The 17,643-nt window shown below is 66.8% G+C and carries 17 protein-coding genes; 5 read left to right on the plus strand and 12 right to left on the minus strand.

Annotation, left to right across the window (positions count from 1 at the left end; translation table 11 throughout):
- The 11 genes from Q0Q02_RS17380 to mutM form a co-directional block, all read right to left on the minus strand.
- The coding region (locus tag Q0Q02_RS17380) for a DEAD/DEAH box helicase (protein WP_293811175.1) at positions 1–475 on the minus strand (475 nt) is incomplete at its 3' end.
- 183 nt (positions 476–658) lie between these two features.
- Positions 659–1,012, minus strand: coding sequence for a hypothetical protein (locus Q0Q02_RS17385; protein WP_293811177.1), 354 nt, complete (start codon positions 1,010–1,012; stop codon positions 659–661).
- Between the two features lie 6 nt (positions 1,013–1,018).
- Entirely contained in the window at positions 1,019–1,633 is a 615-nt protein-coding gene (locus Q0Q02_RS17390) for a LysE family translocator (protein ID WP_293811179.1), read from the minus strand.
- A gap of 74 nt (positions 1,634–1,707) precedes the next feature.
- Positions 1,708–2,829 carry a DNA replication/repair protein RecF gene (gene recF / locus Q0Q02_RS17395; protein ID WP_293811215.1) on the minus strand — a complete coding sequence of 374 codons (1,122 nt, stop codon included), beginning with the start codon at positions 2,827–2,829 and terminating at the stop codon, positions 1,708–1,710.
- A 151-nt stretch (positions 2,830–2,980) separates the two neighbouring features.
- On the minus strand, positions 2,981–4,096 hold the full coding sequence (gene dnaN, locus Q0Q02_RS17400; protein ID WP_293811181.1) for a DNA polymerase III subunit beta: 1,116 nt from the start codon (positions 4,094–4,096) through the stop codon (positions 2,981–2,983).
- Positions 4,097–4,269: 173 nt separating this feature from the next.
- Positions 4,270–5,790 carry a chromosomal replication initiator protein DnaA gene (gene dnaA / locus Q0Q02_RS17405; RefSeq protein ID WP_293811183.1) on the minus strand — a complete coding sequence of 507 codons (1,521 nt, stop codon included), beginning with the start codon at positions 5,788–5,790 and terminating at the stop codon, positions 4,270–4,272.
- A gap of 781 nt (positions 5,791–6,571) precedes the next feature.
- The gene (gene rpsT / locus Q0Q02_RS17410; RefSeq protein ID WP_047581773.1) at positions 6,572–6,838 is read right to left on the minus strand and encodes a 30S ribosomal protein S20; all 267 of its coding nucleotides are present in this window, start codon (positions 6,836–6,838) and stop codon (positions 6,572–6,574) included.
- 181 nt (positions 6,839–7,019) lie between these two features.
- Positions 7,020–8,000, minus strand: a complete 981-nt coding sequence (locus Q0Q02_RS17415; protein WP_293811185.1) for a threo-3-hydroxy-L-aspartate ammonia-lyase — start codon at positions 7,998–8,000, stop codon at positions 7,020–7,022.
- Between the two features lie 201 nt (positions 8,001–8,201).
- Positions 8,202–8,975 (minus strand): enoyl-CoA hydratase, encoded by a 774-nt coding sequence (locus Q0Q02_RS17420; protein WP_293811186.1) that lies wholly within the window; start codon positions 8,973–8,975, stop codon positions 8,202–8,204.
- Between the two features lie 1,135 nt (positions 8,976–10,110).
- Positions 10,111–10,668, minus strand: a complete 558-nt coding sequence (locus Q0Q02_RS17425; protein WP_293811188.1) for a hypothetical protein — start codon at positions 10,666–10,668, stop codon at positions 10,111–10,113.
- Positions 10,669–10,828: 160 nt separating this feature from the next.
- Positions 10,829–11,725, minus strand: coding sequence for a bifunctional DNA-formamidopyrimidine glycosylase/DNA-(apurinic or apyrimidinic site) lyase (gene mutM / locus Q0Q02_RS17430; protein ID WP_293811190.1), 897 nt, complete (start codon positions 11,723–11,725; stop codon positions 10,829–10,831).
- 114 nt (positions 11,726–11,839) lie between these two features.
- Between mutM and ubiE the strand changes: the two genes are divergently transcribed.
- Positions 11,840–12,601 carry a bifunctional demethylmenaquinone methyltransferase/2-methoxy-6-polyprenyl-1,4-benzoquinol methylase UbiE gene (ubiE, locus tag Q0Q02_RS17435; RefSeq protein WP_293811192.1) on the plus strand — a complete coding sequence of 254 codons (762 nt, stop codon included), beginning with the start codon at positions 11,840–11,842 and terminating at the stop codon, positions 12,599–12,601.
- A 178-nt stretch (positions 12,602–12,779) separates the two neighbouring features.
- Positions 12,780–14,336: a 2-polyprenylphenol 6-hydroxylase gene (gene ubiB / locus Q0Q02_RS17440; RefSeq protein WP_293811193.1), complete on the plus strand. Its 1,557-nt coding sequence runs from the start codon at positions 12,780–12,782 to the stop codon at positions 14,334–14,336.
- Between the two features lie 177 nt (positions 14,337–14,513).
- On the opposite strand, the gene Q0Q02_RS17445 is transcribed toward ubiB, so the two are convergent.
- Positions 14,514–15,968, minus strand: a complete 1,455-nt coding sequence (locus tag Q0Q02_RS17445) for an AMP nucleosidase (RefSeq protein ID WP_293811195.1) — start codon at positions 15,966–15,968, stop codon at positions 14,514–14,516.
- A gap of 155 nt (positions 15,969–16,123) precedes the next feature.
- Between Q0Q02_RS17445 and Q0Q02_RS17450 the strand changes: the two genes are divergently transcribed.
- The 3 genes from Q0Q02_RS17450 to Q0Q02_RS17460 all read left to right on the plus strand — a co-directional run bounded on the left by Q0Q02_RS17450 (position 16,124) and on the right by Q0Q02_RS17460 (position 17,565).
- Positions 16,124–16,471, plus strand: a complete 348-nt coding sequence (locus Q0Q02_RS17450) for a helix-turn-helix transcriptional regulator (RefSeq protein ID WP_293811197.1) — start codon at positions 16,124–16,126, stop codon at positions 16,469–16,471.
- 40 nt (positions 16,472–16,511) lie between these two features.
- Positions 16,512–17,057, plus strand: a complete 546-nt coding sequence (locus tag Q0Q02_RS17455) for an SRPBCC family protein (protein WP_293811199.1) — start codon at positions 16,512–16,514, stop codon at positions 17,055–17,057.
- 73 nt (positions 17,058–17,130) lie between these two features.
- Positions 17,131–17,565, plus strand: a complete 435-nt coding sequence (locus tag Q0Q02_RS17460) for a VOC family protein (RefSeq protein WP_293811200.1) — start codon at positions 17,131–17,133, stop codon at positions 17,563–17,565.
- Positions 17,566–17,643: the final 78 nt, after the last annotated feature.

Genomic DNA, 17,643 nt, shown 5'->3' on the forward strand with positions numbered 1-17,643 from the left:
GGTATTCCGGGCGGAAATCATGGCCCCATTGCGAGACGCAATGCGCCTCGTCGATGGCGAGCCGGTTCACGCCGAGGCGCTTCAGGCGCGAAACGAGCCCCTCGCCGGCCAGACGCTCGGGCGAGACGAAGAGCAGCCTGAGATCGCCGGAATTCAGCCTGTCCCAGGCCTGCGCCGCCTCTTCCTCCGTATTCATCGAGTTGAGCGAGGCGGCCGAGACGCCGGCCCGGACGAGCTGCCCGACCTGATCGCGCATCAGGGCGATCAGCGGCGAGACGACCAGCGTCAGCCCACCTGCGACCAGCGCCGGGAGCTGGTAGCACATCGACTTGCCGGAGCCGGTCGGCATCACCGCGAAGACGTCCTCGCCATTGAGCGCGGCTGCGATCACCTCCCACTGGCCGGGGCGGAAATCGTCATAGCCCCACACCGATTTGAGGATCGCGCGGGCGTCTGATTCGCGGGATGGCGACATGACGAAGGGATGTGCCGCAGCAGAAGGCGCTTGGCCAGCCTTTCGAGGTCAAAGCTGTGTCGATCATGCCCGGAGCCACACCGTCATCCCGGGCTTGACCCGGGATCCATCGAAAGGCGCTGCGCTCTACGATGGATCCCGGATCTCCGCTTCGCCGCGTCCGGGATGACGGCGTGGCAGGTTTCAGATTTTGACTGCCAGCAGGTGAACCGCCGTCGCCAGCGCGAAAATCGCCGTGATCAACTTGGACGGCCAGGGCTTCAGGTCGAACCAGATGAATTGCAGCGCAAGCCGCAGGCCCCAGAAGGCGGCGCCCACGAGCAGCAAGACCGGATGGACGCTTCCCTGACCGGCCAGCCAGATCAGGCTCGCGCCATAGGCCAGGAAGACGAAGATCAGCATCGCGTTGAGCGTCTGCGTGATCGCCGTGTTCAGGCTGCCGGAGGGGGCCAGCCGCTCCGGCCAGCCGAACAGGTGCCGGAACGCAGCATGGAACAGCGCAAAGCCGAGATCGAGCAGGCCCGCCGCCAGAGCCAAGGCGGCTCAGCTCCGCGTCGCGATCGCGGCGGCGGCGCCCGCCATCACGCCGCCGGTCGTCCGGTTGATCCAGCGCATCGCGCGCGGGCTCGCGACGAGGCGCCGTGCCCGGTCGGCCGCATAGGCATAGGCCATCAGCGTGCCCGTGATGATCGGGGCGATCAGCGCCGCGACCTCGACGAAGGCGAGCGTGCTCATCGCGTTGAGATCGATGACGAGCGGCAGGATCGACAGGAAGAAAACCATGACCTTTGGGTTGCCGAGCGTCAGCGCGATGCCGCCAAGGAAGAGCCGGGCGCCCTCGTCGCGCGCCGCAGCGGAAGGCTTCGGCGCCTCGGCCGGAGCCGTCCAGGCCTTGTAGGCGAGATAGAGCAGATAGGCGCAGCCGGCGTATTTGATCGCGACGAAGACGCCGTGGAAGCTCTGCATCAGCACGCTCAAGCCCAGCGCCGTGAGCGTGAACCAGACGAGATCGCCCGCGACAATGCCGGCCAAGAAGGGCAGCGAACGCCGGAAGCCGGAGGACAGCGAACGCGCCACCAGCGCCGCGATGGCCGGGCCGGGCGAGGCGACGGCGAGGAAATACACGCCGGCGAACAGGGCAAGGCTGGAGATGTCCATGGAAAGCCTCCGCGAATGCCGAAGACTAGCAGGAACGCCCCCACGCGTCCCATCGCAAGCCGTGGCCTGACCGATCAAGCGAGCGGATCGATCCGCCCCGGCGTCACCGCGAAACGCTGCGCCCCGGCCGGCAGATCGCCGAACAGGGCGGCGTCCGCGCCGGTCATCCAGACCTGGCAGCCGAGCCCGGTGAGCCCTTCGTAGAGCGCACCGCGCCGGCGCGGATCGAGATGGGCGGCGATCTCGTCGAGCAGGACGAGCGGCGCGATCCCGCTCATCGCCGCGACCAGCCTGGCATGGGCGAGCACCAGCCCGATCAGCAGCGCCTTCTGCTCGCCGGTCGAGCCCTGCCCGGCCGGAATGTCCTTCGGCCCGTGCCGGACTTCGAGGTCGGAGGCCTGCGGCCCCGCCAGCGTGCGCCCGGCCGCGCGGTCGCGATGGCGGCTCTGGCGCAGCAGGTCGCGATAGGCGTCCTCCGCATCGACGGCCGGCAGGCGGGCGACGAGCGCGTCGATCTCGCCGGAGAGCGCGATATCGGCGAAGGGGAAGGGCGAGGCCTCGTCGCGCGTTTCGGCGATGATCGCGGAAAGCCGCGCCACGGTCTCGGCCCGCGCCGCGGCGACCGCGACGCCGAGCTCGGCAACCTCGCGCTCGACCGCCTCGAGCCATTGACCCTGATTGGGGCTCTCCTCGAGGATGCGGTTGCGCGAGCGCAGGGCCCGCTCCAGCGCGTTCGAGCGCGTCGCATGGCTCGGGTCGATCGCCAGAACCAGCCGATCGAGGAAGCGGCGGCGATCGCCGGCTGCGCCGCGGAACAGGCCGTCGAGATCCGGTGTCAGCCAGACCACGCGCAGATAGTCGCTGAAGGCGAGCGCCGAGCCGACATTGGCCCCGTCGATGCGGGCGAGCCGCGGCCGGCGCCCCTCCGTGTCGAGCGGCCCGAGCCCGATGCCGAGCCGGCCGGCATCATCGGCCAGGGTGATAGAGGCGGCGAAGGATCCGTCGCCGCCCTGCCGCGCCATCGCCGTGATCTCGGCACGACGCAGGCCCCGCCCCGGCGTGAACAGCGAAAGCGCTTCGAGGATATTGGTCTTGCCGGCTCCGTTCTCGCCTGCGAGCGCAACGATTTGGCCCTCGATCGGGAGATCGAGGGCCTCGTAGGAACGGAAATCCTGCAGGATCAGGCGCGCGACCATCGACACGAGATCAACCTACCGTTTCCTCGCGAGCCCTCGTCCTGAGGAGCCGCGAAGCGGCGTCTCGAAGGACGCTTCAGCGCGCGCTGGAACATCCTTCGAGACGCAAGGCTAGCCTTGCTCCTCAGGATGAGGGCTGAGTCAAGAAGCTTTAGACGCGCATCGGCATCAGCACATAGAGCGCGGAGGCGCCTTCGCGATCCTGGATCACGGTCGGCGATCCCGGATCGGCGAGCTTGAGCAGGGCGGTGTCGCCGTCGAGCTGGGCGGCGATATCCATGAGATAACGGGCGTTGAAGCCGATATCGAGCGGGCTCGCTTCGTAATCGACCTCAATCTCCTCGGTCGCCGAGCCCGAATCCGGGTTGGTGACGGAGAGTGTCATGCGCCCCTCGGCCATCGAGAGCTTCACGGCGCGGCCGCGCTCTGACGAGATCGTCGAGACGCGGTCGACCGACGCGGCGAAATCGCCCTTGTCGACGGTCAGGCGCTTGTCGTTGCCGCTTGGGATGACGCGCTGGTAATCGGGGAAGGTGCCGTCGATCAGCTTCGATGTCAGCACGACGCTGGCCGTGGCGACACGGATCTTCGAGCCGGAGAGCTCGACCGCAACCTCGCTCTCGCCGTCTTCCAGCAGCTTCTGGATCTCGGAGACGGCCTTGCGCGGCACGATCACGCCGGGCATGCCGACCGAGCCTTGCGGCGCGGCGGTATCGACGCGGGCGAGACGGTGACCGTCGGTCGCGACCGCGCGCAGCACCGGGCGGCCATCGACATCGATGGTGTGGAGATAGATGCCGTTGAGATAGTAGCGCGTCTCCTCGGTGGAGATCGCGAACTGGGTCTTGTCGATCAGCCGCTTCAGCTCGCCGGCGGGCAGCACGAAGCGATGCGCCATCTCGCCCGCGGTGATGTCGGGGAAATCGCTTTCCGGCAGCGTCTGGAGCTGGAAGCGCGAGCGGCCGGAGCGCAGCACGAGGCCGCTATCGCCGGTGGTCTCCAGCGAGACCTGCGCACCATCGGGCAGCTTGCGGACGATGTCGTAGAGGGTATGGGCCGGAACGGTCGTGGCGCCGGGCTCGGGCGCATCGGCGGGGATCGTCTCCACCACCTCGATATCGAGATCGGTCGCCTTCAACCGCAGGCCGTTCTCGGAGGCGCTGAGCAGCAGGTTCGACAGGATCGGGATCGTATTGCGGCGCTCCACCACGCGATGGACGTGGCCAAGCGACTTGAGCAGCGTGGAACGTTCGACCGTGACCTTCATGATTGTCTAGTCTTCTGGCGCTAGCCGCCCAGGCATGGCTGCCCGGGCCGAATGAATGGCCAGCGACATTGCAGGACGCCGGGCGGGGGCGCAAGGCCTGCCCGCTCCGGCAACCACAACCATTTGGTGGAACGGCGCCGTCATGCCCGGGGCCGGAGGCTCAATCCTTCAGCTCACTCCTGCAGCATGCGCTTCAGCAGGTCGACCTCGTCATGCAGCGAGCGGTCCTCGCTGATCGCCTTCTCGATCTTGCGCACCGCATGCAGCACGGTCGTGTGGTCGCGTCCGCCGAAGCGGCGGCCGATCTCGGGCAGAGAGCGCGGCGTCAGCGCCTTCGACAGATACATCGCGATCTGGCGCGGCTTCACCACGGCCGCGGTGCGGCGCTCCGAGAGGATGTCGGCACGGCTGACATTATAGCGCGTCGCGACGAGCTTCTGGATGTCCTCGATCTTGACCCGGCGCGGCTCGCGGGTGCGGACGAGGTCGCGGATAGCGGCTTCCGCCGTCTCCAGCGTCACGAGCTGGCCGGAGAGTGTCGCATGGGCGAGCAGGCGGTTGGCGGCGCCGTCGAGATCGCGGCCATTGGTCGCGACGACGCGCGAGACATAGGCGACGACATCGGGGCTGACCTGGAAATTCGGATGGGCGGTCTGCAGCGCCTCCAGCCGGCTGGAGAGGATCGTGGCACGCAGCGCCTCGTCGAGCTCGCCGACCTCGACCACCAGGCCGCCGCCGAGGCGCGAGCGGATGCGCTCATCGAGCGCCTCGAGCTCACCGGCGAGGCGATCGCCGGCGACGACGATCTGCTTGCCGGCATCGAGCAGCGCATTGATGGTGTGGCCGAATTCCTGCTGGATCGACTTGCCCTGGATGAACTGCACGTCGTCGACGACGAGCAGGTCGATGCCGCGCAGCTTCTCCTTGAAGGCGAGCGCCGTCTGCGACTTCAGCGCCGCGACGAAGCCGTACATGAAGCGGTCGGCGGTGAAATAGGCGACGCGCTTGCCCTGGCGGCGCGCTTCCTGGGCGATTGCCTGCAGGAGATGCGTCTTGCCGAGGCCGACGCCGGCATGGAGATAGAGCGGGTTATAGGGGCTCTGGCCCGCCGGTGCGCCGGCGATGCGCTCGGCTGCGGCGAAGGCGAGCTGGTTCGATTTGCCGACGACGAAGCTCTGGAAGTTCATGCGCCGGTCGAGCGCGGTGCCGCAGGCATCGACGAGGTCGCTCTCGCCGGCCTGAGGGGTGCTCGCTGCGGCGGTGCGGCCGGCATCGGCCGGGGCGGGGCCCGCCACCGTCGCGGGGCGATTGCGCAGGGCCTCGATCTGCGGCTGGGCGGCGGGATCGCGCGAGACGGTGCGCACCGAGAGCATCACGCCGTTGGGCGCCGGCAATTCGGCCATGCAGTTCACCCGCAGGCGTTCGGTGTAATGCGCCTCGAGCCAGCTCTTCAGGAAGCGGGTGGGGACGGTGAGATAGGCCACGCCCTCGACGATGCCGGCGATCTCCAGCCGGCCGAACCAGCTCGAGAAGACGTCCTCGCCGAGTTCGGCCCGCAGGCGCCGGCGCACGCGCTCCCAGGCGTCCTGAATCGAAACCTCCTCGACCCGGACCGTTGCAGTCTCTTCCGCGGCGATCGTCACCACCGCCGGCGTCGTCTCGACCATGTCCCCGAAATTCTGCCGCTCGAACATCAATGGCCCCGTTCTTTGAAAATGCACGCACTCAAGGTTCGGCGGCCGCTTCCTGACCGCCGTCCCGGTGCTTTTGTCTGGTCAAAATGGTTCCGGTCCCAGCAGGCGCAGCGCGCCGCTTCGGGCTCCGGTTCCGGTTCTGTTGATTACGCTTGGAAGGCTCGCCGAGGGACGACGCCACCCTTCATCTCAATCAAGAAAGACAAAGGGTCACATCCTCCAACCTCCATGGTCGCGAGCCAAAACGCTGATCATCTCTGGAAATCCCGCGGCGGTCATTGCTGTCCGCCCGGCGATGAAAGGAACCTTACAAGGCGCTCTCGACGGGCTGCAACATCCCTTTCAGCCGGCTTCCGAGACTCTGCCCCGGCGGGCCGCCCCGTTTGATGGGGATGCGTGCCGCAATTGGTTGGGGAACTTAAGATTTTCTTCACGCCGCCTTGCCGGGAGGTGGCCGAATCTTTTTTTGCCGCGCCTTGAAAAGCCTGCCGCAGAGTCGCCGCGATTCCGCCGCCCAAAATCCTTTGCCTGCTAAGATGATGAAAAGTAACATCTTTTTATGTGCGGCAGAGTCCGGCTCGGAGCCCAATTTCGCGCCCTGAACGGCGCCCGAGAGTCAAGTCGCCAAAGCCGGGGAAAGCCTAGGAAAATGGCTTGAAATCAGCGCTGTTTTGTTACGCGCGGGGCCTGTGGCGAGCGCGCCACAGAAGCCTTGGAGCCAACGAAAAAGCCCGGCCTTGCGGCCGGGCTTTTGGGTCGTCGAAACGATGTAATTTTAGGCTCAGGAAGCCAGCGCGCCGATGCGATGAGCGAGGCGGGAGACCTTGCGCGAGGCGGTGTTCTTGTGAACCACGCCCTTCTGGGCAGCGCGCATGATTTCCGGCTGGGCGGCCTTCAGGGCCTCGGCGGCAACCGCCTTGTCCCCGGAGGCGATCGCCTCCTCGACCTTGCGCAGGAAGGTGCGCATCCGCGAACGGCGCGCCTTGTTGACCTCGGTGCGGCGGGCGATCTTGCGCGTAGCCTTCTTGGCCGACGTCGTATTGGCCATCGAAACGTCCTCGTCTCTTCATCGCGTCCGGTCGCCTGGCGTTATTGCCGGCGGGGCTGGCCGCATCCTTGCTGGAAAAACGTGCGCGGCGGCCGAGCTTGCGCGGGCCACCGCGAGTGGTGGGGCTATAATCGCTTGCCGGCGCTACGTCAACGCCGGAATCGCAGTCGCGCTGCCGAACTCACGCGGAGGGCGCGATAAAGCGCGCGAAGCTCGCCAGATCGACATTGCCGCCGGAGAGGATGATGCCGACGCGCTTGCCTTCGACCGGCACGGCGCCGGTGAAGGCGGCGGCTGCCGCGAGGCAGCCGGTCGGCTCGACCACGAGCTTCATCCGCTCGGCGAAGAAGCGCATCGCGTCGACGAGCGCGTCGTCGTTCACCGTGACGATATCCTCGACCTCGCGCTGGATGATCGGGAAGGTCAGGTCGCCCAGGAAGGCGGTCTGGGCGCCGTCGGCAATCGTCTTGGGCACGCCGATCGCGACGATCTCGCCCTTGCGCAGGGATTGCTGGCCGTCATTGCCGGCCTCCGGCTCGACGCCGAAGACGCGGCAGCCCGGATTCAGCGCCTTCGCGGCAAGCGCCGCGCCGGCCAGAAGACCGCCGCCGCCGAGCGGCACGAGCAGGATGTCGAGCGGGCCGGCATCCTCGATCAGCTCCTTGGTCGCGGTGCCCTGGCCGGCGATGACGGCAGGATGGTCGTAGGGCGGGATGATCGTCAGCCCGCGCTCGGCCGAGAGCTTGTTGCCGATCTCCAGCCGGTTCTCGGTATAGCGGTCATAGCGCACGACCTGCCCGCCATAGCCCTCGGTCGCCGCGACCTTCGCGGCCGGCGCGTCGTTCGGCATGATGATCGTGGTCGGCACGCCGAGCAGCTGGCCGGCATAGGCGATGGCCTGGGCATGGTTGCCGGAGGAATAGGTGACGACGCCGGCCTTCTTCTGCTCGGGACTGAGCGAGGCGATCGCATTATAGCCGCCGCGGAACTTGAAGGCGCCCATGCGCTGCAGGTTCTCGGGCTTGAAGACGAGGCTGGCTTGCGTCCGCCGATTGGCCGTGGCCGAGCTCATCGCCGGGGTGTGATGGGCGACGCCCTTGAGCCTGCCGGCCGCGGCCTCGACATCGGCATAGGTCGGAAGGGCAGGACTGCTGGCGGTCATGGCAACGCTCTTTAGGCTCTTGAAGGGCGACAGGCAGGCGCGGGAGCCGCGGCCGGCCCCCTCTCCCCTTGCGGGAGAGGGTTGGGGTGAGGGGTCTCGCGACGGTCCTGCGCTTATCCTAAGCTAACGATTCAGGGCAGCGCGACCCCTCATCCGGCACTGCGCGCCACCTTCTCCCGCAAGGGGAGAAGGGCCGGCGGCTCAGCTGTTCTTGAAATCGGGCTTCCGCTTCTCGGCGAAGGCGGACATGCCCTCCTTCTGGTCGGCGGTGGCGAAGAGCGAGGAGAAGACGCGGCGCTCGAAGCGCAGGCCTTCCTGCAGCGTCACCTCGAAGGCGCGCTCGACCGATTCCTTGGCCATCAGCACGGAAGGCAGTGACTTCGCCGCGATCTGCTCGGCCGCCTTCAGCGTCTCGGTCAGGAGATCGGCGAGTGGCACGACGCGGGCGACGAGGCCGGAGCGCTCGGCCTCCTCGGCATTCATCATTCGGCCGGTCAGGATCAGGTCCATCGCCTTGGCCTTGCCGACCGCCTTGGTCAGGCGCTGCGTACCGCCGGCGCCGGGGATGACGCCGAGATTGATCTCGGGCTGGCCGAACCTGGCATTGTCCGCCGCAATGATGAAGTCGCACATCATGGCGAGCTCGCAGCCGCCGCCAAGCGCGAAGCCCGCGACCGCCGCGACGATCGGCTTGCGGCGCTGGCCGATCCGGTCCCAATCCGCGAATTTGTCGTCGAGATAGGTGCCCGGGAAGGTGCGGCTCTGCATCTCCTTGATGTCGGCGCCGGCGGCGAAGGCCTTCTCCGAGCCGGTCAGGACGACGCAGCCGATGCCGGCGTCCTTCTCGAAACCGTCGAGCGCCCTGTTGATCTCGCCGATGAGCTGGCCGTTCAGCGCGTTCAGCGCCTGCGGGCGGTTGAGCGTGATCAGCCCGACCTTGCCCTTCGTCTCGACGAGAATGGTCTCATAAGCCATGGCGGCCTCCCGGATGCACCTGTGCCGCCAGCTTTAGCGGGCAGCGGGAGAGCGGTCCATGCGCGTCGCACGCATCCGCGCATTCGCGCCGCCTCTCCGCCGCCTGTCGTCATGGTCGGGCTTGCCTCGGCACCGGAACCTCGGCGCACCCCCTCTCCCCTTGCGGGAGAGGGTTGGGGTGAGGGGTCGCGCTGTCCGGTATCGTTAGCGCTGCGCCACTTGCTCACGTTTCCGAGTTGAGCGACCCCTCATCCGTCTCGGCTTCGCCGAGCCACCTTCTCCCGCAAGGGGAGAAGGGCGGCCGTGTGGTTCCCGCACATGTATCTTCACCCGCCCGCGTCGCCGCGTTCGTTGATCGATGAGGGGCAGCGGAGCGCCGCGAGGCGCGGTAGATATGAAGCCGCTTCCGTTGAGCCAGGATGCGGCGCGGAAGGATCCCCCTCCGCACGCCCCGTGGCGCTCCGCTTGCCGGCGATTTGAAAGCCACGGGCCGCGCTTATACGGCTGGGGCTCCTCATGCCCGGCGCGTTCCACGGATCAGTTCGGCTCATCGCCTCGTCATCCGTTCCGCGCCGGGCCTCGGATATCCCGAGCCTTCCAGCGAGCTCCTCGCACAGGCGCCGTAGTACGCCCAGGGCGGTGCCCCGCAGCCTCCCGAGTCCGGGGTGCAAACCCGGCCGCAGGGCGCCGCCCCCGCCCCGCCATGCAGCATGCCTCCGGATGGCCGCCCCTCGGGATGAGGTGGGCCGAGGATAGGGGCGGTTTGAGAGGCGGGGATTAGTTTCGGATAATGCTCGCTGTCGACCCATTGCGGACCAAATTCCGGCGCTGCCCCTGCGTGACACGCTGATCATTCGCCTCATTGCCATGGGTGCGCGCGTTCCGAGGGGTTGGAACGAGGTCTTCGATCGGCCAGAACTCGACCGAAATCGTGTGCGTCATCGATCACCAAGGCCAAGCGGTCCGGTGCACGGTTTGCCGAACCGAGCCGCGAAAATGAAAATCCTAAAAACGCTCAAAACGCGGCGCCGGCCCGCAAGCGTACCGGGTTCGCTACGAGTACCTTGGGCTGGGGGAGGGGTGGCCCGAGCCGGGGCACAGGCGGCCCGACAGGCGCGACGATTTCGCCAATGGTTCAGGGCTTCTTGCCTGGGAGCGGCGCTTGCGGGTGATAGGCCCAAACCGTGCCGCTGACGCGGTGGTTCGGCGTAGTCTCGACTACGTCGCCGTTGAGCAGAGTCTTCTTCACTCTCGCCCCGAGAAACGAGACGATGTGCAAGCGCGCGCGATGGATGGGATCGCCGCCGGGGACATTTTGCTCCAGCACCTCGACAATGCCCTGTCCAACCACCGCCTCAACAATTGCAGTGTGATGCGGGCGCCTCTCGACAGTCGTGCCGCCGGTCTCCCAATCACCATTGGGGTGCGTGGTCTTTACCTCGGTCCTGTCTTCCCAGACAAAGTTGCGAAATTGCAGAATGTCGCCGACGACAACGTCGCGACGCAGGTCCTTCACCAGTGTGCCCCAGACATAGTCGCCGTCAGGCCCGACTTTGCCCGCCATAAGCTGCGTAGAGGTCTTGCCGCCGCAATCTTTCAGCGCGGTTTCGAGCATCGTCCAGCATTCGCCGTCACCGATCTTCTGACCGATGCGCTTGACGCTCCACGCCACAAGGTCATCGGGAAGAGCCATATCCGCCTCCGGTGATCGCCAGCATGACAGATGCTACGCGGGCTACGAGGCGCCGACAACATGGATCGACGAGGGGTTCCGGGATTAGGGGCCTCGATAAGGTGGAAGCACGTAGGCTGAGCGCTAAGGCCTGCTACCGACCCCAAACGGACCGCAACCCTCAGCGAACGGCCCGCTTCTGACAGCTCTCGCAATAAAACGTCGAGCGCCCCGACTGCACCAGCCGCTTCACCAGCTTCCCGCAGCCCGGCGTGACGCAGGTCTCGCCCTCGCGGTCATAGACCTTGAAGCGGTGCTGGAAATAGCCGAGCGAGCCGTCGGCATGGGCGAAGTCGCGGAGCGTCGAGCCGCCGGCTGCGACCGCCTCCTCCAGCACCTCGCGGATGATGCGGGCGAGTTCATGCGCGGTCTCGCGCGGCCGCCCCGTCGGGGTCGCGATCGTCCCCGCTTCCGCCTCCGGGTGGAGCCCGGCCCGGAACAGCGCCTCGCAGACATAGATATTGCCGAGGCCCGCCACGAGCCGCTGGTCGAGCAGCGCGGCCTTCAAGGGTGCGAACTTCCCCGCGAAGAGCTTTGCCAGCGTCTCGCCGGAGAGTTCGTTGCCGAGCGGCTCGATGCCCATGCCGGCGAAATGCTTCGATGTTGCCAGTTCGGCACGCGGGACGAGGTCCATGAAGCCGAAGCGGCGCACGTCGTTATAAGTGATGCGCGCGCCCGTCCCCATCTCGAACACGACATGGTCGTGGATCAGGTGCCGGCCGATTTCATTATAATAGGAGCCGGGCTCGGTCGGCTTCGTGCCGGGCGCCTCGACGATGAAGCGTCCGCTCATGCCCAGATGCATCACGAGCGCTTGGCCGTCGTCGAGATCGGCGATCAGGTATTTCGCCCGCCGCGACAGGGCCTCGATCCGCCGCCCGGTCAGCCGCTCGGTGAAGCGCTCTGGCAGCGGAAAGCGCAGATCGGGCCGGCGCTGCTCGACGCGCGCGAAGCGCTCGCCCAGCATCGCGGGCTCCAGCCCGCGCCGGACGGTTTCGACCTCGGGTAGCTCCGGCATGTCATCGACCTCAAATAAAGCCTGCGTCGAGACGGGCCGCGACAAGCCCGCCGCCTTTGGCTATTGATCGGCACGAGCGAATACAAGACAGATTTGCACAAGGCCGGCCCGACCGTGACAGCAGCTTCCGACACCACCCATTTCGGCTTCGAGACGGTGAAGCTCGCCGAGAAGCAGGCGAAGGTCGACGACGTCTTCCACAAGGTCGCCAATCGCTACGACCTGATGAACGACCTGATGTCGGGCGGCCTGCACCGGGCCTGGAAGAGCGCGCTCCTGACCGCGATCAACCCGGCCAAGGACCGGCCTTTCCATCATCTCGACGTGGCCGGCGGCACGGGCGATGTCGCCTTCTCGGTGCTGGAGGCCGGTGGCCCTGAGACCGACGTCACCGTGCTCGACATCAATGCCGACATGCTGCGCGTCGGGCGCGAGCGCGCCGACAAGCGCTTCCCGGATAATGATCGCATCCGCTTCGTCCAGGGCAATGCCGAGCAGCTCGGCCTGCCCGACAACCATTTCGACTGCTACACCATCGCCTTCGGCATCCGGAACGTGCCGCGCATCGACAAGGCTTTGGCCGAGGCCTATCGCGTGCTGAAGCGCGGCGGGCGTTTCCTCTGCCTCGAATTCAGCCATGTCGACGTGCCCCTGCTCGACAAGATCTACGAGACCTATTCCTTCAAGGTCATCCCGCCGATGGGCCGCATGGTCACCGGCGAGGCCGAGCCCTACCAGTATCTCGTCGAGTCGATCCGCAAGTTCCCGAAGCCGCAGGCCTTCGCGAACATGATCGAGGATGCCGGCTTCCGCCGGGCGAAATTCACGCCGATGACCGGCGGCGTCGTGGCGCTGCATTCCGGCTGGAAGCTGTGAGGGCCCGTTTCTCCCCATCCACAGCCCTCATCCTGAGGAGCGCTCCGCAGGAGCGCGTCTCGAAGGATGGTCCAGCTGACTCCGGCACCTCCTGGAGCATCCTTCGAGACGCGCCTGCGGCGCTCCTCAGGATGAGGGCTGAGGGGGTGAACGCCGCGACCGTGACGGCTAAAACCGCATGATCTCCTCCTTCTTCCACATGCTGCGGGGCGCGCGCGTCGGCTTCGTGCTGGCGCGCGAGGGTGCGCTGGCGCTGGTCGATCCCTCCGTGCTGCCACCGCTGGCGCGTGGTCTGATCCGCGTCGGCCGCCTGATCGAGCGCCGCGGCGCCGGCTCCTCCGCGACAAGGCTCGCGGCGGCGATGACCCGGCTCGGTCCGTCCTATGTGAAGTTCGGCCAGTTCCTGGCGACGCGGCCCGATGTCGTCGGCATGAAGATCGCCGAGGATCTGTCGGCCCTGCAGGACCGGATGCCGGCTTTCCCGATGGCGGAGGCCCGCGCGACCGTCGAGGCCGCCCATGGCGGAAAGCTCGAGGATATCTTCGTCGAATTCAGCGAGCCGGTCGCCGCAGCCTCGATCGCCCAGGTCCACCGCGCCCGGCTGAAGGATGGCCGTGAGGTCGCGGTGAAGATCCTGCGATCGGGCATCCGCGATCGCTTCAACCGCGATCTCGCCGCGATGCGCTTCGGCGCGGAGATGGCCGAGCAGCGTTCGGCCGAGGCGCGCCGGCTGCGCTTCACCGGCGTGGTCGAGACGCTGTCACGCTCGGTCGCGATGGAGATGGATTTGCGGCTGGAAGCCGCCGCCCTCTCCGAATTCGCGGAGAATACCAGGGAAGACGCCGATTTCCGCGTGCCGGAGCCGGACTGGCAGCTGACGGCTCGCGAAATGCTGGTCGACGAATGGATCGACGCCGTCCGCCTCTCCGATGTCGAGGGTCTGCGTGCCGCCGGCCACGATCTGCCGGAACTCGCCCGCAATATCATCCAGTCCTTCCTGAAGCATGCGATCCGCGATGGCTTCTTCCATGCCGACATGCATCCCGGGAACCTCTTCGTCGACGCGGAGGGGCGGCTCGTCGCGGTCGATGGCGGCATCATGGGCCGGCTCGGCCTGAAGGAGCGGCGTTTCCTCGCCGAAATCCTGCTCGGCTTCATCACCCGCGACTACGCCCGCGTGGCGCAGGTGCATTTCGAGGCGGGCTATGTCCCGGCCCATCATGATGTCGAGGATTTCGCCCAGGCGATCCGTGCCGTCGGCGAGCCGATCCATGACAAGCGCGCCGACCAGATCTCGATGGCCAAGGTGCTGACCCTGCTCTTCGAGATCACCGGCATGTTCGACATGGCGACGCGCACCGAGCTCGTCATGCTCCAGAAGACCATGGTGGTGGTCGAGGGCGTCGCCCGCTCGCTCGATCCGCATCTGGACATGTGGGGCACGGCCGATCCGGTGGTGCGATCCTGGATCACCCATAATCTTGGCCCGATCGGCCGGCTGGAGGAGGCCGGGCGCGGCGCCCGCTCGCTGCTCGGCTCGCTGGCGAGCCTGCCCGATACGGTCGTCCGGGCCGAGCGCGTGCTTGGCCAGCTCGAGGACGCCTCGCGCCACGGCTTCTCGCTCGACGAGCGCAGCGTCGAGGCGATCGGCCGGGCCGAGGCCCGGCGCAACCGCTGGGGCAATATCGCGCTCTGGGTGATCGCGGGGCTGCTGGCCTACGGGGTGTTCGGCTGAGGGCAGGGCAAGCTCAACGCGGTCCCCTCTCCCCTTGCGGGAGAGGGTTAAGGTGAGGGGTCTCGCGACGTAGGTCGTGAGCCGAACACAAACCTCCCGAGACCTGCGCGACCCCTCATCCGCCTGCCGGCACCTTCTCCCGCAAGGGGAGAAGGAAGAAGCGGCCGTCGCCGTGCCCTACCTGAACGGCGGCTCGTCGAAGCTCCGAAGCTTGCGCGAGTGGATCGTCGCGCCCGCCTTCTTCAGCTTCTCCAGCGCGTCGAGCCCGATGCGCAGGTGTTCGCCGACCGCGCGCTCGTAGAAGGCGTTGGCGGCGCCCGGCAACTTGATCTCGCCATGCAGCGGCTTGTCGGAGACGCAGAGCAGCGTGCCGTAGGGCACACGCAGGCGGTAGCCCTGCGCTGCGATCGTGCCGGATTCCATGTCGACCGCGATGGCGCGCGACAGGTTGATGCGCCGCCGCTCCTTGGTCCATTGCAATTCCCAGTTGCGGTCGTCCTGGGTCACGACGGTGCCGGTACGCAGGCGCTGCTTCAGCCGGTCGCCCTTCTCGCCGGTGATGTCGGCGGCAGCCTGCTGCAAGGCGACCTGCACCTCCGCCAGCGCCGGGATCGGGATATCCGGCGGCACGAGATCGTCGAGGATGCGGTCCTGCCGGAGATAGGCATGGGCGAGCGCATAGTCGCCGATGATCTGGGTCTGGCGCAGGCCCCCGCAATGGCCGACCATCAGCCAGCAATTCGGGCGGAGCACCGCGAGATGGTCGGTGATGTTCTTCGCGTTCGAGGGACCGACGCCGATATTGACCAGGGTGACGCCCTCGCCGCCCTTCCGGATCAGGTGATAGGCGGGCATCTGGAAGCGGTGCCAGGGCGCCGACATCACCCGTTCGGCGGCTGAGACGTCGAGGCCGCCCTTGTCGATGCGAATGCCGCCGGGCGTGACCAAAGCCTCGGCCGTGCCGGCCTCGATCTCCGCGAGGCCGAGCCGGACGAACTGGTCGACATAGCGGTGATAATTGGTCAGCAGCACCCAGGGCTGCACAGCCCGCCAGTCGGTGCCGGTGTAATGCACCAGCCGGCGTAGCGAGTAGTCGACCCGCACCGCGTCGAAGAGCGAGAGCGGCCGCGGCTCGCCCTCGATCAATTCATAGGTTCCATCCGCGATCTCGTCGCCGACCAGCGCCAGCAGCGGTGTCGGGAAATGGCGCGCCAGTTCCGCAGCGGTGATCTTGCCACGCCCGAGCTCGTCGCCGCCTTCGAGCGCATAGGGATAAGGTATTTCCTGTGTGCTGATCCCGGTCTCGATCGTCGCGCAATATTCGGCGACAAGCGGCCTGAGCTGGTCGAGCAGATAGGCGCGGAACTCGGCCGGCTGGGTCACCGTCGTCGAATAGATGCCGGGCGCGGCGAATTTGGCGTAGCCGCGCCGTGTCGCCGCCGGCAGCTTCGAGGGCTCGTAGGTCACCCGCAGCATCGGGTAGCGATAGCGCTCCCGGTCCTCAGCAGTCGGCGCTTCGCCGGTGTCGAAGAAGCGCTGCAGGTCGCCGCGCAGGGCCGAGCGCGCCTCGTCATAGAGCCGTTCGAGCCGGTCCACGGCGGCTTCCGGTGTCGCTGCGGTCTCGAAGCTCATGAACCCTCCTCGTCTTCTGTTGGTTCTAGCCGCGTGTCTGCGCTCCTGACAACAACCGGCGGGCGCCCGCGCCAGCTTGCAGCCGCGCACCGTTGACAGGCAGGAGGAATGCGATTAGTAAACCGATAAGTTAATTAACTGATCGGTTTCATACGATGTCGACGGACCCGCTCAGCCTGACCTTCGCAGCCCTTGCCGATCCGACGCGCCGCGCCATCCTGGCCCGGCTGTCGCAAGGCGAGAGTTCGGTGAAGGAGCTGGCCGAGCCTTTCGCGGTGAGCCTGCCGGCGGTCTCGAAGCACCTCAAGGTGCTGGAGCGCGCCGGGCTGATCACGCGGGGGAAGGAAGCCCAGTGGCGACCTTGCCGGCTCGATCCCGGTCCGCTGCAGGACGTCTCGGAATGGCTGGAACACTACAGCCGTTTCTGGGACCAGAGCCTGGGGCGGCTGGACGAGATGCTCCGCGAGATCAAGGCGAAACCACCCGATAAGTCCGGCGTTTGACGCCAAAGCCATTCCTTCAATTCAGTTTCAGGTGTTCGTCATGCTCAAGACCATTCCTCTCGGCCTTCTTGCGCTCCTCGCGGTCGGCATCGTCGTCGTGCTGATCCTGGCCGCTGGCAAGCCCGACACCTTCCAGGTCGCGCGCTCCATCAAGATCGAGGCTTCGCCTGAGCGGATCTATCCGCTGATCGCCGATTTCCGGGCCTGGGGTGCCTGGTCGCCCTGGGAGAAGAAGGACCCTGCCATGAAGCGGACCTATGGCGGCCCCGAAATCGGCGTCGGCGCGACCTATGCCTGGGCCGGCGACAAGAATGTCGGGGAGGGGAGCATGCGCATCACCGAGGCCCAAGTGCCGGGCAAGCTCGGGCTCAAGCTCGATTTCCTCAAGCCGTTCGAGGCCCATAACGACGTGGTCTTCGCGCTGACGCCGCAGGGCCAGCAGACGAACGTGACCTGGATCATGACCGGCCCGACCCCGTTCATCGGCAAGATCATGCATGTCTTCATGGATATGGACCGCATGGTCGGCGGCGATTTCGAGACCGGCCTCAAGGCGATGAAGGCGGCGGCCGAGCGCCCCGCCTGAACCTCCGCTCGCCAGTGACCCACCGGCAGGGCGGCGAGCTCCGCTTTCAAACGCTCAACGAGGAGGACGAACCATGAAGCTCTCGACCTATCTGATGTTCGGCGGCAATTGCCGCGAGGCCTTCACCCATTACGAAAAGGTGCTGGGCGGCAAGATGCTCGCCATGATGGACCACAAGGGCACACCGGCCGAGGAGCATGTCCCGGCGGAGTGGCGGGACAAGATCCTGCATGCCTGCCTGGAGATCGACGGCCAGCTGTTGATGGCTTCGGACGCGCCGCCGGATCGCTCGGACGGTCCGATGCGCTCGGTCTCCGTCAGCGTCGGCGTGAAGACGCCGGAAGAGGCCGACCGCATCTTCGCCGGCCTGTCCGAAGGCGATGCGAAGATCACCATGCCGATGGCCGAGACCTTCTGGTCGCCGCGCTTCGGTATGCTGACCGACCGCTTCGGCACGAGCTGGATGGTCGGCGCCGAGCAGCCGGCCGACAAGATGAATTGCGGCTGAGATGCGGCAGATTTCCTGAAGAAACACGCCGTCATCCCGGGCTTGACCCGGGATCCATCGAAAGGCGCTCCGCTCTAC

The sequence above is a fragment of the uncultured Allobosea sp. genome, from assembly GCF_945956895.1.
Classification (GTDB): Bacteria; Pseudomonadota; Alphaproteobacteria; order Rhizobiales; family Beijerinckiaceae; genus Allobosea.

What these genes read in the sequence shown, in the direction of transcription:
- Q0Q02_RS17390 (WP_293811179.1), bottom strand. Translation starts at nt 1,633, where the DNA reads ATGGACATCTCCAGCCTTGCCCTGTTCGCCGGCGTGTATTTCCTCGCC.
- recF (WP_293811215.1), bottom strand. Translation starts at nt 2,829, where the DNA reads ATGGTCGCGCGCCTGATCCTGCAGGATTTCCGTTCCTACGAGGCCCTC.
- dnaN (WP_293811181.1), bottom strand. Translation starts at nt 4,096, where the DNA reads ATGAAGGTCACGGTCGAACGTTCCACGCTGCTCAAGTCGCTTGGCCAC.
- dnaA (WP_293811183.1), bottom strand. Translation starts at nt 5,790, where the DNA reads ATGTTCGAGCGGCAGAATTTCGGGGACATGGTCGAGACGACGCCGGCG.
- rpsT (WP_047581773.1), bottom strand. Translation starts at nt 6,838, where the DNA reads ATGGCCAATACGACGTCGGCCAAGAAGGCTACGCGCAAGATCGCCCGC.
- Q0Q02_RS17415 (WP_293811185.1), bottom strand. Translation starts at nt 8,000, where the DNA reads ATGACCGCCAGCAGTCCTGCCCTTCCGACCTATGCCGATGTCGAGGCC.
- Q0Q02_RS17420 (WP_293811186.1), bottom strand. Translation starts at nt 8,975, where the DNA reads ATGGCTTATGAGACCATTCTCGTCGAGACGAAGGGCAAGGTCGGGCTG.
- Q0Q02_RS17425 (WP_293811188.1), bottom strand. Translation starts at nt 10,668, where the DNA reads ATGGCTCTTCCCGATGACCTTGTGGCGTGGAGCGTCAAGCGCATCGGT.
- mutM (WP_293811190.1), bottom strand. Translation starts at nt 11,725, where the DNA reads ATGCCGGAGCTACCCGAGGTCGAAACCGTCCGGCGCGGGCTGGAGCCC.
- ubiB (WP_293811193.1), top strand. Translation starts at nt 12,780, where the DNA reads ATGATCTCCTCCTTCTTCCACATGCTGCGGGGCGCGCGCGTCGGCTTC.
- Q0Q02_RS17445 (WP_293811195.1), bottom strand. Translation starts at nt 15,968, where the DNA reads ATGAGCTTCGAGACCGCAGCGACACCGGAAGCCGCCGTGGACCGGCTC.
- Q0Q02_RS17450 (WP_293811197.1), top strand. Translation starts at nt 16,124, where the DNA reads ATGTCGACGGACCCGCTCAGCCTGACCTTCGCAGCCCTTGCCGATCCG.
- Q0Q02_RS17455 (WP_293811199.1), top strand. Translation starts at nt 16,512, where the DNA reads ATGCTCAAGACCATTCCTCTCGGCCTTCTTGCGCTCCTCGCGGTCGGC.
- Q0Q02_RS17460 (WP_293811200.1), top strand. Translation starts at nt 17,131, where the DNA reads ATGAAGCTCTCGACCTATCTGATGTTCGGCGGCAATTGCCGCGAGGCC.